The sequence below is a fragment of the Odoribacter sp. genome, assembly GCF_985060555.1.
In genome coordinates, this window is sequence record NZ_CFKYFN010000008.1 from 1 (window position 1) to 16,484 (window position 16,484).

The window sequence follows — 16,484 nt, forward strand, 5'->3', positions numbered from 1 at the left end:
AATTCTTCCTTTGCCAGGTCGGGTTAACGTGAGATGAAGGTTTTTATGCCGGAAGACCATTGGAGCGGGAACGAGTGTCCGGTTAGGGTTTCCGAACGCCCGACCGGTGGTGTCTGAGCGAAGCGAGTTCCGCCGGTCAGTGAAGGAAAGCCTTAACGGACCGGTCCAGGCGAACCGGTCTGACGGTATAAAAACCGGAATCGGAATAGAAAGAAAAAATTATACCTACGTTTTATGATGAACTTTATAAGCTCCGATTCTCTTTTTTTTCAACCCTTTTTCTTTTCTTTGTATACTTTTTTCCCGGTAAATATGAAAACTGCTTTAGCTATAACACGAACTCTGTCCAGACGTTATTATCCTCTGCATCCGGAGGAACAGGAAGCACTTGCTTCTATAATGGAGTGTCGCCGGGTCGATAAAGGAGAACTTCTCCTCGAAGAAGGCCGGATAGCCCGCCATTTCCATTATGTCGAATCGGGAATGTTACGTCAGTATTACTACAAAAACGGGCATGATATCACCGAACATTTTTCGTGTGAAGATGATTTGGTATTTTGCATCATCAGCCTGTTCAGACAAGAACCCACACGCTTGATGACCGAAGCCATCGAACCGACCGTGGTGTACGACATCCCCTATACCGGTCTGCAAGAATTGTTTGTTTCTTATTCCTCTATTGCCCAATTATACAAGAAAATTTTAGAATGGGGCCTTATGGTATCCCAGAACAAAGCCGACTCCTGGCGATTCGAAACTGCCAAGGAACGCTATAAACGTTTTCTAAAAGATTTTCCCGAAGCAGCCAAAAGAGCCCCTATCAGCCATATCGCTTCTTATCTGTTGATGACTCCCGAAACCCTCAGCCGCGTGAGGGCTGAAATCTTCCAGGAATAAATTGTAAGATAGGTGATCAGTAAACTTTTTCTAAGATAGTACCAGTCCTCAAGAAACCCCATGCCCCGGTCCCATGGGTTACAAAAAAAAAGAGTTAGATTTTCATCTAACTCCTTGATTTTCAATTTGTACCCAGGGCGGGAATCGAACCCGCACGTCTGTTGAGGACACTGGATTTTGAGTCCAGCGCGTCTACCAATTCCGCCACCTGGGCAAAGAACTCGGGTGCAAAGGTAGATATTTTCATATAACCTCCAAAGAAAAGTAGAATTTTTTTTGAATCTTTTTGCTAAGTTGCTCGTATAAAGGATATATTCTTAATGTTCAATACTCATATTTTCTTGAAAAATTCCTCATTGACCGGTAATCGATGGGGGATTTTTTGTCAGATGACGATTCGTTTGTGTACATTTGCCGACCCGTCGGGAGAAGAGTTTATAAATAGTAAGATATTTTAGAGATGAGATATTGGATCGTATTATTTTTATTTTGTCTGGGTATCGGACCAGCCGTCCAGGCACAAAATAAAGGTGTCGTTAAAGGACGAGTCTTCGATTTGGCGAGCAATGAGGCGATCCCATTTGCAAATGTCGTAGTTTATGGGACGACTCTGGGGGGAGCGACGGATGAGGAGGGAAGATTCCGGTTGGAAAATGTTCCTCCGGGACTTGTCCGCTTGGAGGTGAGTAGTATCGGTTATCAGACTTTGGTGACAGTAGGGTTTCTGTTGGGTACTGCCGGAGAGAGAACGGAAAATATCGGTTTGGAACCTGCATCGACTACTTTGGAACAAGTCGTAGTCAAAGCCAGTCCTTACCGTAAAACAGTAGAAACTCCGGTTTCCATTCAGCGGATAGGAATTGCGGAGATTGAAAAAAATCCCGGAGGCAACCGGGATATTTCCAAAGTAGTACAATCCATGCCGGGGGTATTGTCTTCGCCTGCATTCCGGAATGATTTTGTAGTCCGGGGTGGTGGGCCTGCTGAAAACCGGTTTTATCTGGACGGAGTTGAATTGCCCATCTTAAATCATTTCGCTACTCAGGGGGCTTCCGGTGGGGTAGTCAGTATTGTGAATATCGATTTTGTCAAAGAGGTAAATTTCTTTTCCGGTGCCTTCCCGGCTTCTTATGGTAATATGATGAGTTCTATGCTCGAATTTCGACAGATCGAGGGAAATCCCGACCGGGTGAAGACGCGGGTTACTTTCGGTGCTACCGATTACGGCCTGTCTTTGGACGGTCCGTTGGCTCCAAAGACTACTTTTATTGTTTCGGCCCGGCGAAGTTATCTGAAGATGTTGTTCGGTATCATCGGTTTGCCTTTTCTTCCGGTGTATAATGATATGCAATTCAAGACGGTCACCCGTTTGAATGCCCGGAATGAATGGACTTTGCTCGGTATTGGCGGATACGATATCAACCGTCTGAATACCGACCTGAAGAATCCCGACGATCATCAGAAATATTTGCTCGATTGGTTGCCGGAAAGCCGGCAATGGAGTTATACTTTGGGAACGACCTTTAAGCATTACGGCAATAACTGGTATCACTTTTTCGTCCTAAGCCGGAGTGGATTGTACAATAAGGTCGAGAAATACACCGGCAATGACCGTCATAATCCCAAAACAATCGACTATCGCTCTGGAGAATCGGAAAATAAATTCCGTTTCGAGCATCATCGTTATGCAGCGAATGGGTTTAAACTTCAGGTTGGGGCAGGTATCGAATATGCCCACTATGACAATACTACGGCCCGGCGGCTGTTCACTGCGGGAGAAGCTATCGATCAGTATTATTCCCGGGCTTTGAATATGTGGAAATGGGCGGTCTTCGGCCAGGTGTCCCGGTCTTTTTTCTCCGAACGGCTGGCTTTATCCCTGGGACTCCGGGCGGACGGATGTAATTATACCGGTAAAACAGCTGCTCTTTACCGGCAAATATCGCCCCGTTTCTCATTTTCTTACGCATTCGACGAACGCTGGTCGCTAAATGGCAATATCGGCCGGTATTATCAGTTGCCTGCCTATACGACGCTGGGTTTTGCAGACGCCGGGGGAGTTCTGGTGAATAAACGGAATAAGACCGGATATATCGGAGCCGATCATTATGTACTGGGAGTTGAGTATCGTCCGGGAACGACTACCCGGATTACACTGGAAGGTTTTTACAAGACTTACGATCATTATCCCGTATCCCTGACCGATTCGGTTGCTTTGGCCAATAAAGGTACCGACTATGTGGCGGTGGGTGACGAAGCGGTTCGACCCGTCGGAGAAGGGAGAGCTTATGGGCTGGAATTGATGCTCAGAACCCAGGAATTTTATGGTGTCGTTGCTTCGTTGGCTTATACCTGGTATTATTCCGAATTTAAACAGTTGGATGAAAATTTACAGAATACCCGTCGTTATATACCCAGTAGTTGGGATAACCGCCATATATTCTCTCTGACAGCAACCCGTAGGATAGGTAAAAGTTGGGATTTGGGGTTTAAATGGAGATATGTGGCGGGTGGGCCTTATACGCCTTATGATCGGGAGACTTCGGCACGGATAGAAGCCTGGGAGGCCAAACATCAGCCTTATTATGATTATTCGCGCTTCAATACACAGCGATTACCGGCTTTCCATCAACTGGATGTCAGGGTGGATAAGAGTTTTTTCTTTCGAAAGTGGTCGTTGATATTTTATGCGGACATTCAGAATATCTATAACTATAAAGCTTTAGGTCCCGATGAGCTGGTGCCTGTCGAAAATCCCGACGGAAGCTATCGCAAAGATCCTGACCGGGAAGGTTATTATCAGATGCGCAGCATAAAAAATGAATTGGGCGGAACGGTTTTACCCTCTGTCGGGGTAATTGTAGATTTTTAATCCACTTGCCGGATAGATTTTTCAGTGAGCGGATAAGTTGGTATAAGTTTTGTAACTTTAGATATCGAAAATAGGTATGATTGAAAAATGACAAGTATATGAAAAATGTGGTTTTTGATTTGGGTGGAGTTGTGGTCGATTGGAGTCCCGAACGTTTGATGGAAGAATATACCGGTGATCGTGCAATGCCGGTGAGTCTGTTTGAAAGGGGGTTTTTCCGGAAATTTTGGCCCGATTACGACCGGGGGACGATCGATCAGGTGAATATCGTTCGGGAAATGAGTGTTTTTTCGGGACGTCCTTATGCCGAATGTTGGGATTTTGTCGAATTTATCAAACATTCGTTGCGGGATATTCCCCAAACACAATGTCTGATTAAAGAGTTGGCCGGTAAAGGTTACCGTTTATTCTGCCTTTCCAATATGTCCCTGGAATTTTATGACTACCTGAAAGAACGGGAGGTCTTTCGGTATTTCGAGGGCCAGATCATCTCGGCTCACGAAAAACTGATTAAACCCGAAAAAGAGATTTACCGGATCCTGATCGACCGTTTTCAGGCATACCCCGAAGATACGCTCTTTATCGACGACCTGAAGGAAAATGTCGATGCGGCTCGTCAACTGGGTTTCCATACCGTGCATTTTGCCGATAAGGAAAAAGGATACCGGGAAATCAATAAAATTCTTTGCTCTGAGTTTTAGTTTTTAGTTTCCAGTAGTACCTCCCGCAAAGCATGACTCCGGTCAGGGTAAGCCCTATCGGATAGCCGATCCAGATTCCTGTGATGCCCCACTCGAGTACAAAGCCGCAGATGTAGCATACGGGCATGGCGATCAGGAAGTAACCGATAAAGGAGATGACAGCCATGGAGATCACATCGCCGATACCGCGGAGGGAATTGGCATAGGTAATCTGAAGGGCATCCCCGAATTGGTAGGCCAGCAGGATATAGACCAGGGTGGATACGACCCGGATGACTTCTTCGGAGGTGGTGAATAGATATCCGATCAGTTCCCGGGAAAATAAGAACACAGTACAGGCACAGACAGCGAGACAAAGAATGAGATGGAAGCCTGCCATCGTCGTGCGGCGCACATGGAGCAGGTCCTGACGGCCGAAATAATTACTCACCCGTACAGATACCGCTGCTCCGACTCCGTAATAGATCATAAAACCTAAAGTCGAGATAGCCACCATCACCTGATGGGCGGCCAGGGCAATGCTTCCCAGCCAACCGATCATAATTCCCGTAATACTGAACAGGGCAGTTTCCAGGCCCATCTGTAAACCGACCATCCAGCCCATTTTATTGAGTGAGAGGATATCGGTGAAATTGTATTTACCCCGTTTGTAACCGACCAGATAGCGGCGGTAACGGAGGCTGCGGTAAAATAAGACGGCGAAAGCTGCAAACATGAGGATACGGGCCGTTAAGGTGGAAATGCCTGCTCCTACGACACCCAGGGCCGGTAGTCCGAATTTTCCGTAGATCAGTATATAATTTCCGGCAATATTCACCAGATTGGCGGAGATCATGATGTACATGGGCGTTTTGGTATCCGTAATACCGTCGGCGAATTGCTTGAAAGAATTGAATAACATGACGAATACCAGGGAAGCCAGCTGGAGAAGAAAATAAGGCCGGATCAACGGGAGTAATTCTTCAGGCTGTCCTAGCCGGTCGATATTGAACCATACCACTGTCATCGCCAGGGTCAGGAGCAAGCCGATGAAGAGATTTACCAACAGACTGTTGCGTAGCAGTTGACCGACATGATATTTGTCATGACGGCCGAAAAATTGTCCGACCAGGGGAGTAAGACCATAAGAAAAACCCAGACCGAAAAGAATGGGGATATTGAAGGCACTGTTGACAAATGAAGCTGCAGCCAGGTCGAGAGTGGCATATTGTCCTACCATCATATTATCGGCCAGGCCTACCACCACAATACCGATTTGTCCGATGACAATGGGGATACCCAGACGGATGAGGGCTTTGTAATGTTCTTTATAGGGTGTGAAATAGCTCATGTCGCTTAGCATTTATAAAGTTCATAAAGTCCGATGGCCTCAGGGACCCGATAGACTGAATTAAAATGGTAACGGATAACGATATACCTCTTCCATTTGCAATGATACTGTCCAGCAGCAGCCGTTCCCCGGTCAGCGTGTCGCTTACCGGAATATCTTTCACGGTTATGATCTCCCCGTTAAAGTAGTTTACTTTTTTATGACATCCGCCTAAAAGAAACAGTAGGGATAACTCTCCTGCCAAAGCTTTTGTTTTCAAAGCCATAGCTGTTCTTATGGATATCTTCATAGACTGTTCCGGATTTGGATTATAAACTGTTTTGATAATTGTCGCAAAGCTAATCAATTTCTTGCCTGCCGGCAAATGGATTTCTTGCTTTTACGGATCGCTTTTTAGCATTTGTCTTTTACTTTTTGCATGCTACTTTTTTACTTTCTGCCTTTTTTTCGTACCTTGTCCCCGTTGAGATAAGTCCCGACTAAGGGTGGAGATTGGATGATGTTTTAAATTATTTGAATTATGAGAAAACTCTTAACTACTTTTGTTTGTGTATGGTTTACCCTGGCGGTATGGGCCGGAGATGGGATTTATGAAAAGTTGCAACAGATACCACAGATTAGTGAGATTCAGAAACTGGATGTAAAGCCTTTTCAGGAGTATTATCAATTCTGGTTCGAGCAGCCGGTCGATCATTCCGATCCCGCAAAAGGGACTTTCCGGCAACGGGTGTTGCTGGGGCATAAACAATCGGATGCTCCGGTGATCGTCGAGTTGGAAGGCTATAATATCTGGTCGTCGGAAGAAGGTGAATTGGCTAATATCCTGAAAGGGAATCAGCTGACGATAGAGCACCGTTTTTTCGATCAAAGCGTGCCGGAAGGAGGGATTCCCTGGGAAAACCTGACCATCAAGCAGGCTGCCGATGACCAGCACGAGATTATACAGGCTATCAGGCAGAAAATTTATCCGGCATCGAAATGGATCAGTACCGGAATCAGCAAAGGAGGACAGACGACGATATTTCACCGTTATTTTTACCCGGCCGATGTGGATATCAGTGTACCTTATGTAGCTCCCCTGAATCTGGAGTATGTAGATCCCCGTTTGGATAAATTCCTGAACCGGTTAGGGACGGCGAAGAGTGGGGTGAAAGCGCTTTTTAACTGGGAGGATCTGAATACCTGTCATTATACGATCCGTGATTTTCAGACCATGTGTTTCGAACATCTCGATACGCTGCTTCCTATGCTCGAGGAACTGGCTGCCGAAAAGAAATATACCTACCGGATGGTGGGAGGGACCAAACGGGCCTTGCAGCTGATGATTCTGGAATATCCTTTTGCGTTTTGGCAGTGGGGGAATAATTGTGCCGATATTCCCGATCAGGAAAGTGCCGATTGGGAGGAGATCTTCGAATACCTGGTGAAAGTGTCTTCCCCTGATTTTTTTGAAGATAAGTACATCGTCCGCATGCAACCGTTTTTTTATGCTGCTTTGACCGAGATCGGGATGTATGATTATAAAATAAAACCGTTCAAGAAATTCTTACCCGAAGACGATAAAGATATCGACTTTTCATTCACTATGCCTGAAGGTGTTGAAAAAAAGCCTTTTAATGACAAACAGATGAAGGCGATCAACGAATGGTTGCAGACGGATGCCGAGCGGATTTTGTTTGTATACGGCGGAAGTGATCCCTGGTATGCTACCGGCGTCGATTTGAAGAAAAACGGAAAATGCCGTAAATACGTAAGAGGGGATATGAGCCATGCTTGCCGGATTAAAGATTTCGATCCGGTGTCGAAAGAAGATTTGCTCGATACGCTGAACGAATGGATGCAAGAAAAATGAAAAGTGAAGGTTTGGCCGGCCTGACGACGGTAAGTGTCGATTGGGAAGAGCCGGCTGTAATTATTCTCGACCAGACGCAATTGCCCAATCGGGAAGCATATCTCCGCTTATATACTCCGGAGGAGATTTGGGAAGCCATTTATCACCTGAAGGTGAGGGGGGCCCCGGCGATCGGAGTTGCTGCTGCCTATGGCATGGCGGTTTGTGCACAACAATTCGGGGAACAGTCTTTTTCCGTTTTTTTTCAAAAATTTACGGAGGTAAAAAAATACCTGGCTTCTTCACGTCCTACTGCTGTAAATTTATTTATGGCTTTGGACCGGATGGAAAAATGTGTTTTGTCGTTGCAGGATCAGCAGGTTGATACAATAAAAATAAAATTGCAGCAGGAGGCGGAAGCTATCCGGGCAGAGGATGCGGCTGCTTGCCGGAGTATCGGGGAATGGGGATTAAGTGTTTTACAACCGGGAATGGGGCTGCTGACTCATTGTAATGCCGGACATCTCGCAGTTTCTGCATATGGTACGGCTTTGGCTCCTGTTTATTTGGGGCAGGAGCGTGGTTATCATTTTAAAGTGTATGCAGATGAAACCCGTCCATTGTTACAGGGGGCACGTTTGACTGCCTTTGAACTTCAGAAAGCAGGAGCCGATGTCACTTTGATCTGCGATAATATGGCTTCCTGTGTGATGGGACAGGGAAAGGTGCAGGCTGTTTTGGTAGGATGCGACCGGATAGCGGCTAATGGAGATGTTGCTAATAAAATAGGTACTTCCGGAGTTGCTGTTTTAGCTAAATATTATGGAATTCCTTTTTACGTACTTGGACCGACTTCTACAGTTGATCTAAAATGTCCGGATGGGGCACATATTCCCATTGAAGAACGGCAAGCCGGTGAAATCACAGAAAAATGGTATACCCGACGGATGGCACCTCCGGAAATAAAGGTGTATAATCCTGCTTTCGATGTGACCCGTCATGAATTGATTACGGCAATCATTACCGAAAAAGGGATTTTATATCCTCCTTTTGATCGTGTTCTCTCTAAATTGTAGTGCTTAGTGCTTCACTGATTACTGCTGTCGCACCCAGTTGGCTGTTCACATATTCCAATGCCTTTTGTCCGGCGGTTTCTGCAATTGCCGGATGCTGAATCAGGCTGTCCAGGATCTCCGAAAGTTCTGCCCCGTTGGAAATGCTGAAAGCTCCGCCTTCCCGGATCAGGCTGACCGCTTCGTTGAATTTTTGATATTTGGGTCCGAAAATTACCGGTATTCCATACACGGCAGCTTCAAGGGTATTGTGGATACCGACCCCGAAACCTCCGCCGATATAAGCGATCTTCCCATACCGGTAGATCGATGAAAGCAGACCGATACAATCGATAATCAATACCTCCTTATCGGCCAAATCGGTATTTTCCGAGGTGTAGCGGGCTACCTTCTTCCTGCATTTGTCCAGAATCGCTTTGATGTGATTTTCCCCGATTTCGTGAGGGACGATAATCCATTTATAACCGTCCGGATGGCAGTTGATATATTCCAGGAGAATTTCTTCATCGGGTGGCCAGGTGCTGCCGCAGACGATGGCGGGGCGGCCGTCACAGAATTGCTCTACTTTGACGATTTGTTTTGCATTTTCCGCGATCTGTTTTACCCGGTCGAAACGGGTATCTCCTGTCAGTCTGACATTTTTTATGCCGATGGATTTCAGTAATTCCACCGATTGCCCGTCCTGCACGAACAATTCTTTGAAGCATCCCAGCATCCGCCGGTGGAGTTTTCCCCAACTTTTAAAAAAAGGCTGGTTGGGACGGAAAATGGCTGAGATGAGATATACCGGGATGTTTCGTTTGTTCAGTTCGTTCAGGTAGTGGAACCAGAATTCATATTTGATAAAGACCGCTGCATCCGGACGGAATTTTTCAATCAGGCGGACCGCATTGCGTCGCGTATCTCCCGGCAGATAAAGGATGTAATCTGCACCGGTATAATTTTTGCGGATTTCATAACCTGAGGGCGAAAAAAAGGTAAGCAGGATTTGGGTTGCCGGTTCTGCGGCCTTCAAGGCTTCGATTACCGGGCGGCCTTGTTCGAATTCGCCCAAAGAAGCGGCATGAAACCACACCAAACGACCTTCTCCCCGTTGTATACCGGCTGCTTTTTTCCAGACTTCTTTTCTGCCTTTACGTAAAAGGGCTGCTTTTTCATTGAAAGGAGCTGCCAATTGTATTGCCAGATGATATGCCTGAATTCCAATATTATATAAGAATGCCATAACGATACTTTGAATATAGGCCGCAAAATTAATAATAAAACCCGAATGATGCGCTTTTCCTCTTTCTGCTTTTTTTAACCTTTAACTTTTTACTTTTACCTTTTTCCTTCCTATCTTTGTCCCGTCATTGTGGAAAGATTTGGCTGATTGCAACCACAGAAAAAAATTGCTAAAATGCATATACTTCTGAATTCAACCATCCATTGCCTTTCCCGTAATATAATTAACCGATTGGATATTGATTGCGTATAGTACATTTTCAATTTTCAATTTTCAATTTTCAATTAAATTATGGGATATTTATTTACTTCAGAGTCTGTATCGGAAGGGCATCCTGATAAGGTTGCCGATCAGATTTCGGATGCAGTGCTCGACCGGATTCTGGCGTTCGACCCGGAAGCAAAAGTAGCCTGTGAAACTTTGGTGACAACCGGACAAACTGTCATTGCAGGCGAGATTAAAACAAAGACTTATGTAGACGTGCAGCAAGTGGCCCGTGAAGTGATCAATGAGATCGGCTACACCAAGAGTGAGTATATGTTCGACGGAAATAGTTGCGGGGTATTTTCTGCGATCCACGAACAATCGCCGGATATCAACCGGGGAGTGGTGCGTGAAGATCCGATGGAACAGGGAGCCGGTGATCAGGGGATGATGTTCGGTTATGCCTGTAACGAGACCGATAATTATATGCCGTTGTCCCTGGAATTAGCCCATCTTTTACTGAAAGAATTGGCTCAAATCCGGAAAGAGGGTCAGTTGATGCAATATCTGCGTCCCGATTCGAAATCACAGGTGACCATTGAATACGGTGATGAAGGGAAACCGGTCCGTATACATACGATTGTCATTTCTACCCAGCATGACGATTTCATCAAGCCGGCCAACGAAACGCCGGAAGCCCAGCTGAAAGCCGACGAGGCTATGGTGGAATGGATCAGAAAAGATATCGTCGATATTCTGCTGCCCCGGGTAAAGGCCCTGTTGCCAAAACGGGTACAGGCTTTATTCGATAAAAATGTCATTCTTTTTGTCAACCCGACCGGTAAATTTGTGATCGGAGGTCCTCATGGAGATACAGGGCTGACAGGGCGTAAGATTATCGTCGATACCTACGGGGGGAAAGGAGCCCACGGTGGGGGAGCTTTCTCCGGAAAAGACCCTTCGAAAGTCGATCGGTCTGCTGCCTATGCTGCCCGTCATATCGCTAAAAATATGGTAGCAGCGGGGATAGCCGACGAGATCCTGATCCAGATTTCCTATGCGATCGGCGTTGCCCGTCCTGTAGGAGTGTATGTGAATACTTACGGTACTTCGAAAGTCAGTTTAACGGATGCAGAGATTGCCGGGAAAGTCAGCGAGATTTTCGACCTTCGTCCGAGGGCTATCGAAGAACGCTTGAAATTATGTAATCCGATTTATCAGGAGACTGCCAGTTATGGGCACATGGGACGCAAACCCGAAATAGTGAAAAAAGTGTTCACTTCGAATTATTGGCCTACGGTTGAGAAAGAAGTGGAACTTTTTACCTGGGAAAAACTGGACTATGTCGATGAGATAAAGCGGGTATTCAAGGAATTTAAGAAACCACAGCCATAAGAGAAGGTGTCCCTGGACATTGAAGTTGTAATTTGAACTGTGTCAGCGAAGAAAAAGAATAAAGTATGGACTTTGCTGACACAGTTTTTCAAAAGAATTTGGAATATAAATTGGAAAATCTATTATTAATCCTTTATTTTGTTCGGTAAAACGACGGAAGACACTGTGAGCGAACAGAAAGATTTTTTGCAGCGCTTTAACTTGAAAGACGAACAAGCTTATCATAAACTCTTTCAGCAATTTTATAGTTACCTTGTCCTTTTTGCAGAACGCAGAGTGGAAAATCACAAGGTGGCTGAAGATATCGTGCAGGAAATCTTTATCAATATCTGGGAAAGTAACAAACAATACAATTCTATCAACGGATTTAAAGCTTATTTGTACGAAGCCGTCTCGAACCGTTGTGCAGATTACTGGAAACACCGGGCAGTCGAAGAAAAATACATGGCACATGTGCTTTATGAACAAAAACTACCCGATTTTTCAGTGCAAGAGGAAGAAATATTGCGGGAGTTGTACGCAGCCATCGGTGAATTGCCGCAACGTAGCCAGGAGGTCATTCTTTTATCTTTAGAGGGTAAGAAAAATCAGGAAATAGCCCAACTGCTGAATCTGTCTGTGCTTACTGTCAAAACCCATAAGAAAAATGCTTTCCGTTATTTAAAAAATCGACTGCGAAATCTGGTACTGTTAGTTATGATTATGCAGATTTCTAAAAAAGATATCCTGCCATAATGTTCCGGCTAAACGGTAAGTTATGACAGGATCTGATGTTTTATTCGGCTTAAAGCTCTATTATTTTACCTGAGCCGGCATCGGAAGGGGTGGTCTGTCCGATACGGTATAGTCGGCCGGTAGTTCATATTGGTCATGTTCGAAAAAGTAATTAACCAATCCGGTCATGCCTTGAGGGGTGTATTCATATACGTTGAGACGGAACAAAAGCCATTGTACGATAGCATATCGCGAAGCAACATTGAAATAAGGTACGTTGTTTATCATACAACTCTCTTCTTCACAATGAGAAACAAATGCCTTGTTAGCAATATCACTGACACATCCATAGCCTCCGTCAGCAGGCTTCAACACTTCGCTGTAACGAGCTGTGCTTCCACTGACATATCGGAAAAACTGCCAACTCATCTCCGGATAAGAAGTTATCAGCCTTTCACTTGTTGGTAGTCCTACATTATAACAATATAACCTGTAATTTTTATAATAAGTTATTAAAGTTTTATCTTCAGTAGTAAACAACTGTTCGGTAGACCATTCGTCTCCCAGTTTTCCGATAGCGTGTCCACCGACTTCATGCAGAAAAATGTTGGTGAATCCTCCCGGTAATTGAATATCTCTGTTCAAAGGGACATAACTGATTGTCCTGTAATCAGTATCATTTCTATCAGTCGGGTCGCCGAACCAATAAGTCGAGCCTCCATAACGTTCGTCATTGACCAATACAATGACGACGGAATTCGTTTGCAGTATGGCGTCATTCATTCCCAATATTTTGCTTGCATAACTGAAAGCCGTTGTATTATTTCCGATGATGCGGTTATCTTCGTTAAAGTAACTGAATAATGCTGTATTTCCTGACTCGGAAGTTCCGGCCCCGCGCTCTTGTGATTCGCAAGCCACTGACCAAACATTGAAATATTCCTTGTAAGTTTTATAGGGTTCGACAGCAAATAAGGCCTCACAAGCTTCTTCTACCGCCAGGTCGAATACTCCCGTTTCTGCAATCAGATCATCGGACGTAAAGCCATCTCCCAGAAAAATCAGGTTAAAGCCGTTTGTGAGTTCACGTTCTCCCTGGTGTTTTTGGACATTTCCGTCTGCCCGGATCCCTCCATTCTGGGAAGCGGTTAATTTCATTGTACGTACGCCGTATTTCAAACGAACGGTTGTCGATCTTTCTTTTTTCTGGCTATTATCCGTAGTTATAAAAACCAGTTCGGAATCTCCCGAACCCACGGTATCTGCAACTTGTAACCAACCTGTCGTATCGGCAATTTCTACTTTCCAATCCATATTGGTATGAATTTTCAGGGTATCGTAGCTAACTCTTTTATTGAAAGCCAACGATTTCTTGCCGTCCGTCACTTCAAATACCATCGGTTCCTGACGCACAGCCAAACGCATTACATTGTCTCCGCAAGTTACTTTTACAGCCGTTCCTCTTTCGTATATGTCATCCGACGGACTAACCCGGATGACCAACTTTCCTTCAGGGTTCTCCCTGTTTTTTTCCACAGTACACCAATCGGCCATACTTTCGGCTTCCCATCCGGACCCGGCAGTCACGTCAATGACAACAGTATCACCGGCCGCTCTTAGTAAAAGATTATCATCAGAGAATTGTAAAAAGCTATCTAACGTATCGTTATCGCATCCGGACAAAGTCCATAGCATTGTACAGCCGATTGTAACAATTCCCATATATAATCGATGTAAGATTTTGTGTATCATATGCTCGTTATTTTCCGGTTTTTATATTATTTTTCCATTGTTCCAGTCCTTCATTCATCCGCCTGATCAGTTCTTCGGCGGGTATGTATCCCTGTGAAGTATACACGATTTCTCCCTGAGGATCCAGAATCAGATAAGTCGGGAATACACGAATGTTCCATTTTTGAGCCAGTTCTTTGCCTTCATCTTTTTCCATATCGATTTTAAGGCTGATAAAACGGGGATTGAAAAAGTCTCCGGCTTGCTTATCCGGAAAGACTTTAGAGCTCATCATTTTGCAGGGACCACACCAACTGGTGTAACAATCGACAAAAACCGCTTTGTTTTCTTTCCGGGCTTTTGCCAGGGCTTCCTGCAGACCACCTGTTTCAAACCGTATTCCTTGATAGTCTGACAATTCAGTTACAATTTGACGGTAGCGTTCCAGGGTTGAACCTGTCATTCCTGCCATTCTTTCTTTCAGATAAGCGATTGCCTGTTTTTTTTCAGTCTCGTTCATATCTTGCAAACGTCCCAATGTAGCGTCATATCTGACTTTCAAGGCTTCATTCGGCAGGTTCGGGACCATTTTTCCCCAGAGGTCCAGCATTTCCGAATACTTTTTCTGTTGTCTGAAATGCAGAATCTTACACATATCCAACAATTGGTCCCGGTTAAGTGAAGTAAATTCCAGGTGACCGGCTTTTTGTTCTATTTCTGAAATGAAATCCATATCATATACTTTTTCAAACATCATGTAAGGATAAACTTGATGAAAAAGTACCTGTACTATAAAATTCAGTACTTTCTCTCCGTTTTTCTCCACCAACTCATTTCTGTGGTCATAGATAAAACGGAACCATTCGCTGTCATATCTTTTCCCCTTATTCCAAAGGATTTCCCACGACTGTGGCAAATAGAGACCGGCAGAATCGATATGCTCCAAATAATAGTCAGCTACTTCCTGAAATTTCTCATTTTCGTCTGCCGTTTTCAATGTGCCGGCATAGGCTGCTAAAAATTTAAATGACCGGTCACCTTTTTCATAATGCCGGGTCATTCCCGCCAATGAGGTTTTTGGATTCAGGCCTGCTTTCAATTTTTCTTTAAATTCAGGAGCTTTGGCTCCTCCGGAAATCCGGTGTATGATTTCTCCTTTTTCATCCAAAATCAGATAATGGGCATAAAACTTTACCCTGTAACGTTCTGCCAGTTTGCGTCCCTCTTGGGTTTTGGGCATATCCACACGTAAACTGACGAAATGTTTCTGAATAAACGAAACCAAATCGGGATCTGTCAGTACGACAGAGTCCATCAGTACCGAAGGACCGGCCCATCCGGCATAACAATTGAAAAAAATCGGTTTATGTTTCCGGGCGGCCTGTTGCATGGCCTCTTCCAAAGTAGTACAATACTGGATACGTTTGTTCTTTTCTTCTTTAGCCCACACTGTCGAAACAAGCAGACAAAAAACAATCAGGAATATATTTTTCATATGAGTTTGGTTTTTTCTATTTTACTAATCGAACACTATAAGAGGGGCGTACATTTTCAGTTGTACTGATTAAACGGCTTGTCATGCGCCGGATTCCGGAATGATACAGGGATATGTTACGGACGATTCCGTTAGATAAACTGTCCGATATTACAATCTGATCACTGCTCCAGAAGTAAGCACCTTCATTTTTATACACATAACGGGAATTATAGGCTGTTGACAAGGCATATACGGCAGCTCCGCCATACAAGGCATCAAATCCGATTCCTTGTTCTCCTGTTTTCAATAGCTCACCTGCGTGGCCTCTCCAATTTTCCAGGCCCTCCAATTCTCCGGCATCCATTCCCAAATGACGTTCCAGCATCATCCATTCCGCGTCAGTGGGCAAATGAAATCCTTCCGGAGCTCCTTCTTTTACGGCTTTTAAAGCTCCTTCATACGAATACAGGTAACCGAAACGTGTCAGGTAATCCTGGTCGACCTTAAAATAATAATTTACAGCATCATTCCATATGGCCATCAATTCATCTTTAATATCATCGTGCATATTATAAGACAGGAGGTTAGGAATGGTGTAGTTGCCTACTTGTGTCACAATCCAGTCTACTCCGTAGGGACTGCTCGTATTCAAACGGCCTGCCTCATCGGCAGCCAAAAGCTGTTCGCGCAGATAGAGCAGAAATTTCCGACCGGAATAATTCCGGCAAAAAGTTTGGTAACTATTCATATTTGTACCTTCCAATATGGCACGCTCAGTGCCTCCGTATGATTCTCCGTAAGTCACCAGATCGGCAGCTGTAGCTTCGTCCGGACGGTAACGGAAATTTTCTGCCAGCCAGGTCTGGTTTCCTATGGTCAGGGTTTTATAAACATTTCCTCCTTTATCCGTTACCGTACCGTAGGTAATCCCTTCCGGCTTCGGGATCACAGTCGTCTCATCGTCATCCTGACAAGCCAGTCCTGTCAATACCAGCCCTAGCAGACAACAAAAATATTCGATCTTTTTCATATAC

At 44.8% G+C, this 16,484-nt stretch carries 13 protein-coding genes and 1 tRNA gene; 7 read left to right on the plus strand and 7 right to left on the minus strand.

Translation table 11 applies throughout. The features are described 5' to 3' along the window. Window positions 1-312: 312 nt before the first annotated feature. Window positions 313-897 (plus strand): Crp/Fnr family transcriptional regulator, encoded by a 585-nt coding sequence (locus AC5RDS_RS01140; RefSeq protein ID WP_041557332.1) that lies wholly within the window; start codon window positions 313-315, stop codon window positions 895-897. Window positions 898-1,026: 129 nt separating this feature from the next. Here AC5RDS_RS01140 and AC5RDS_RS01145 read toward each other — a convergent pair. After that, window positions 1,027-1,111 (minus strand) — tRNA-Leu (locus AC5RDS_RS01145). Window positions 1,112-1,357: 246 nt separating this feature from the next. Between AC5RDS_RS01145 and AC5RDS_RS01150 the strand changes: the two genes are divergently transcribed. Further along, window positions 1,358-3,769 carry a TonB-dependent receptor gene (locus AC5RDS_RS01150; protein ID WP_195305726.1) on the plus strand — a complete coding sequence of 804 codons (2,412 nt, stop codon included), beginning with the start codon at window positions 1,358-1,360 and terminating at the stop codon, window positions 3,767-3,769. A 98-nt stretch (window positions 3,770-3,867) separates the two neighbouring features. Next, window positions 3,868-4,470 (plus strand): HAD family hydrolase, encoded by a 603-nt coding sequence (locus AC5RDS_RS01155; protein WP_013612406.1) that lies wholly within the window; start codon window positions 3,868-3,870, stop codon window positions 4,468-4,470. On the opposite strand, the gene AC5RDS_RS01160 is transcribed toward AC5RDS_RS01155, so the two are convergent. Beyond that, window positions 4,442-5,800 carry an MATE family efflux transporter gene (locus AC5RDS_RS01160; protein ID WP_087383845.1) on the minus strand — a complete coding sequence of 453 codons (1,359 nt, stop codon included), beginning with the start codon at window positions 5,798-5,800 and terminating at the stop codon, window positions 4,442-4,444. The genes AC5RDS_RS01155 and AC5RDS_RS01160 overlap by 29 nt on opposite strands. Continuing rightward, entirely contained in the window at window positions 5,778-6,089 is a 312-nt protein-coding gene (locus AC5RDS_RS01165; RefSeq protein ID WP_095074692.1) for a hypothetical protein, read from the minus strand. Before AC5RDS_RS01165 ends, AC5RDS_RS01160 begins: the two co-directional genes overlap by 23 nt. Window positions 6,090-6,320: 231 nt before the next feature. On the opposite strand from AC5RDS_RS01165, the gene AC5RDS_RS01170 reads away from it, so the two are divergent. Further along, window positions 6,321-7,652 carry a S28 family serine protease gene (locus tag AC5RDS_RS01170; RefSeq protein WP_013612403.1) on the plus strand — a complete coding sequence of 444 codons (1,332 nt, stop codon included), beginning with the start codon at window positions 6,321-6,323 and terminating at the stop codon, window positions 7,650-7,652. Beyond that, the gene (gene mtnA / locus AC5RDS_RS01175) at window positions 7,649-8,707 is read left to right on the plus strand and encodes an S-methyl-5-thioribose-1-phosphate isomerase (protein ID WP_118107090.1); all 1,059 of its coding nucleotides are present in this window, start codon (window positions 7,649-7,651) and stop codon (window positions 8,705-8,707) included. Before AC5RDS_RS01170 ends, mtnA begins: the two co-directional genes overlap by 4 nt. On the opposite strand, the gene AC5RDS_RS01180 is transcribed toward mtnA, so the two are convergent. Further along, a complete protein-coding gene (locus AC5RDS_RS01180; protein ID WP_046405135.1) occupies window positions 8,697-9,929 on the minus strand; it encodes a 3-deoxy-D-manno-octulosonic acid transferase in 1,233 nt (410 codons plus the stop codon). The two genes, mtnA and AC5RDS_RS01180, sit on opposite strands and share 11 nt — an antisense overlap. Window positions 9,930-10,220: 291 nt before the next feature. Between AC5RDS_RS01180 and metK the strand changes: the two genes are divergently transcribed. Both metK and AC5RDS_RS01190 read left to right on the plus strand, forming a co-directional pair. Continuing rightward, the gene (gene metK / locus AC5RDS_RS01185) at window positions 10,221-11,528 is read left to right on the plus strand and encodes a methionine adenosyltransferase (RefSeq protein WP_013612400.1); all 1,308 of its coding nucleotides are present in this window, start codon (window positions 10,221-10,223) and stop codon (window positions 11,526-11,528) included. Window positions 11,529-11,693: 165 nt separating this feature from the next. Beyond that, window positions 11,694-12,263 carry an RNA polymerase sigma factor gene (locus AC5RDS_RS01190; RefSeq protein WP_046404678.1) on the plus strand — a complete coding sequence of 190 codons (570 nt, stop codon included), beginning with the start codon at window positions 11,694-11,696 and terminating at the stop codon, window positions 12,261-12,263. A 60-nt stretch (window positions 12,264-12,323) separates the two neighbouring features. Here AC5RDS_RS01190 and AC5RDS_RS01195 read toward each other — a convergent pair whose 3' ends face one another. The 3 genes from AC5RDS_RS01195 to AC5RDS_RS01205 are packed head-to-tail and all read right to left on the minus strand — an operon-like array spanning window position 12,324 to window position 16,480. Beyond that, window positions 12,324-13,964, minus strand: a complete 1,641-nt coding sequence (locus AC5RDS_RS01195) for a BACON domain-containing protein (RefSeq protein ID WP_390180742.1) — start codon at window positions 13,962-13,964, stop codon at window positions 12,324-12,326. Window positions 13,965-14,001: 37 nt separating this feature from the next. Next, window positions 14,002-15,468, minus strand: a complete 1,467-nt coding sequence (locus tag AC5RDS_RS01200) for a thioredoxin family protein (protein ID WP_013612397.1) — start codon at window positions 15,466-15,468, stop codon at window positions 14,002-14,004. A 16-nt stretch (window positions 15,469-15,484) separates the two neighbouring features. Further along, complete coding sequence (locus tag AC5RDS_RS01205) at window positions 15,485-16,480, minus strand: FISUMP domain-containing protein (RefSeq protein WP_013612396.1); 996 nt, start codon at window positions 16,478-16,480, stop codon at window positions 15,485-15,487. Window positions 16,481-16,484: the final 4 nt, after the last annotated feature.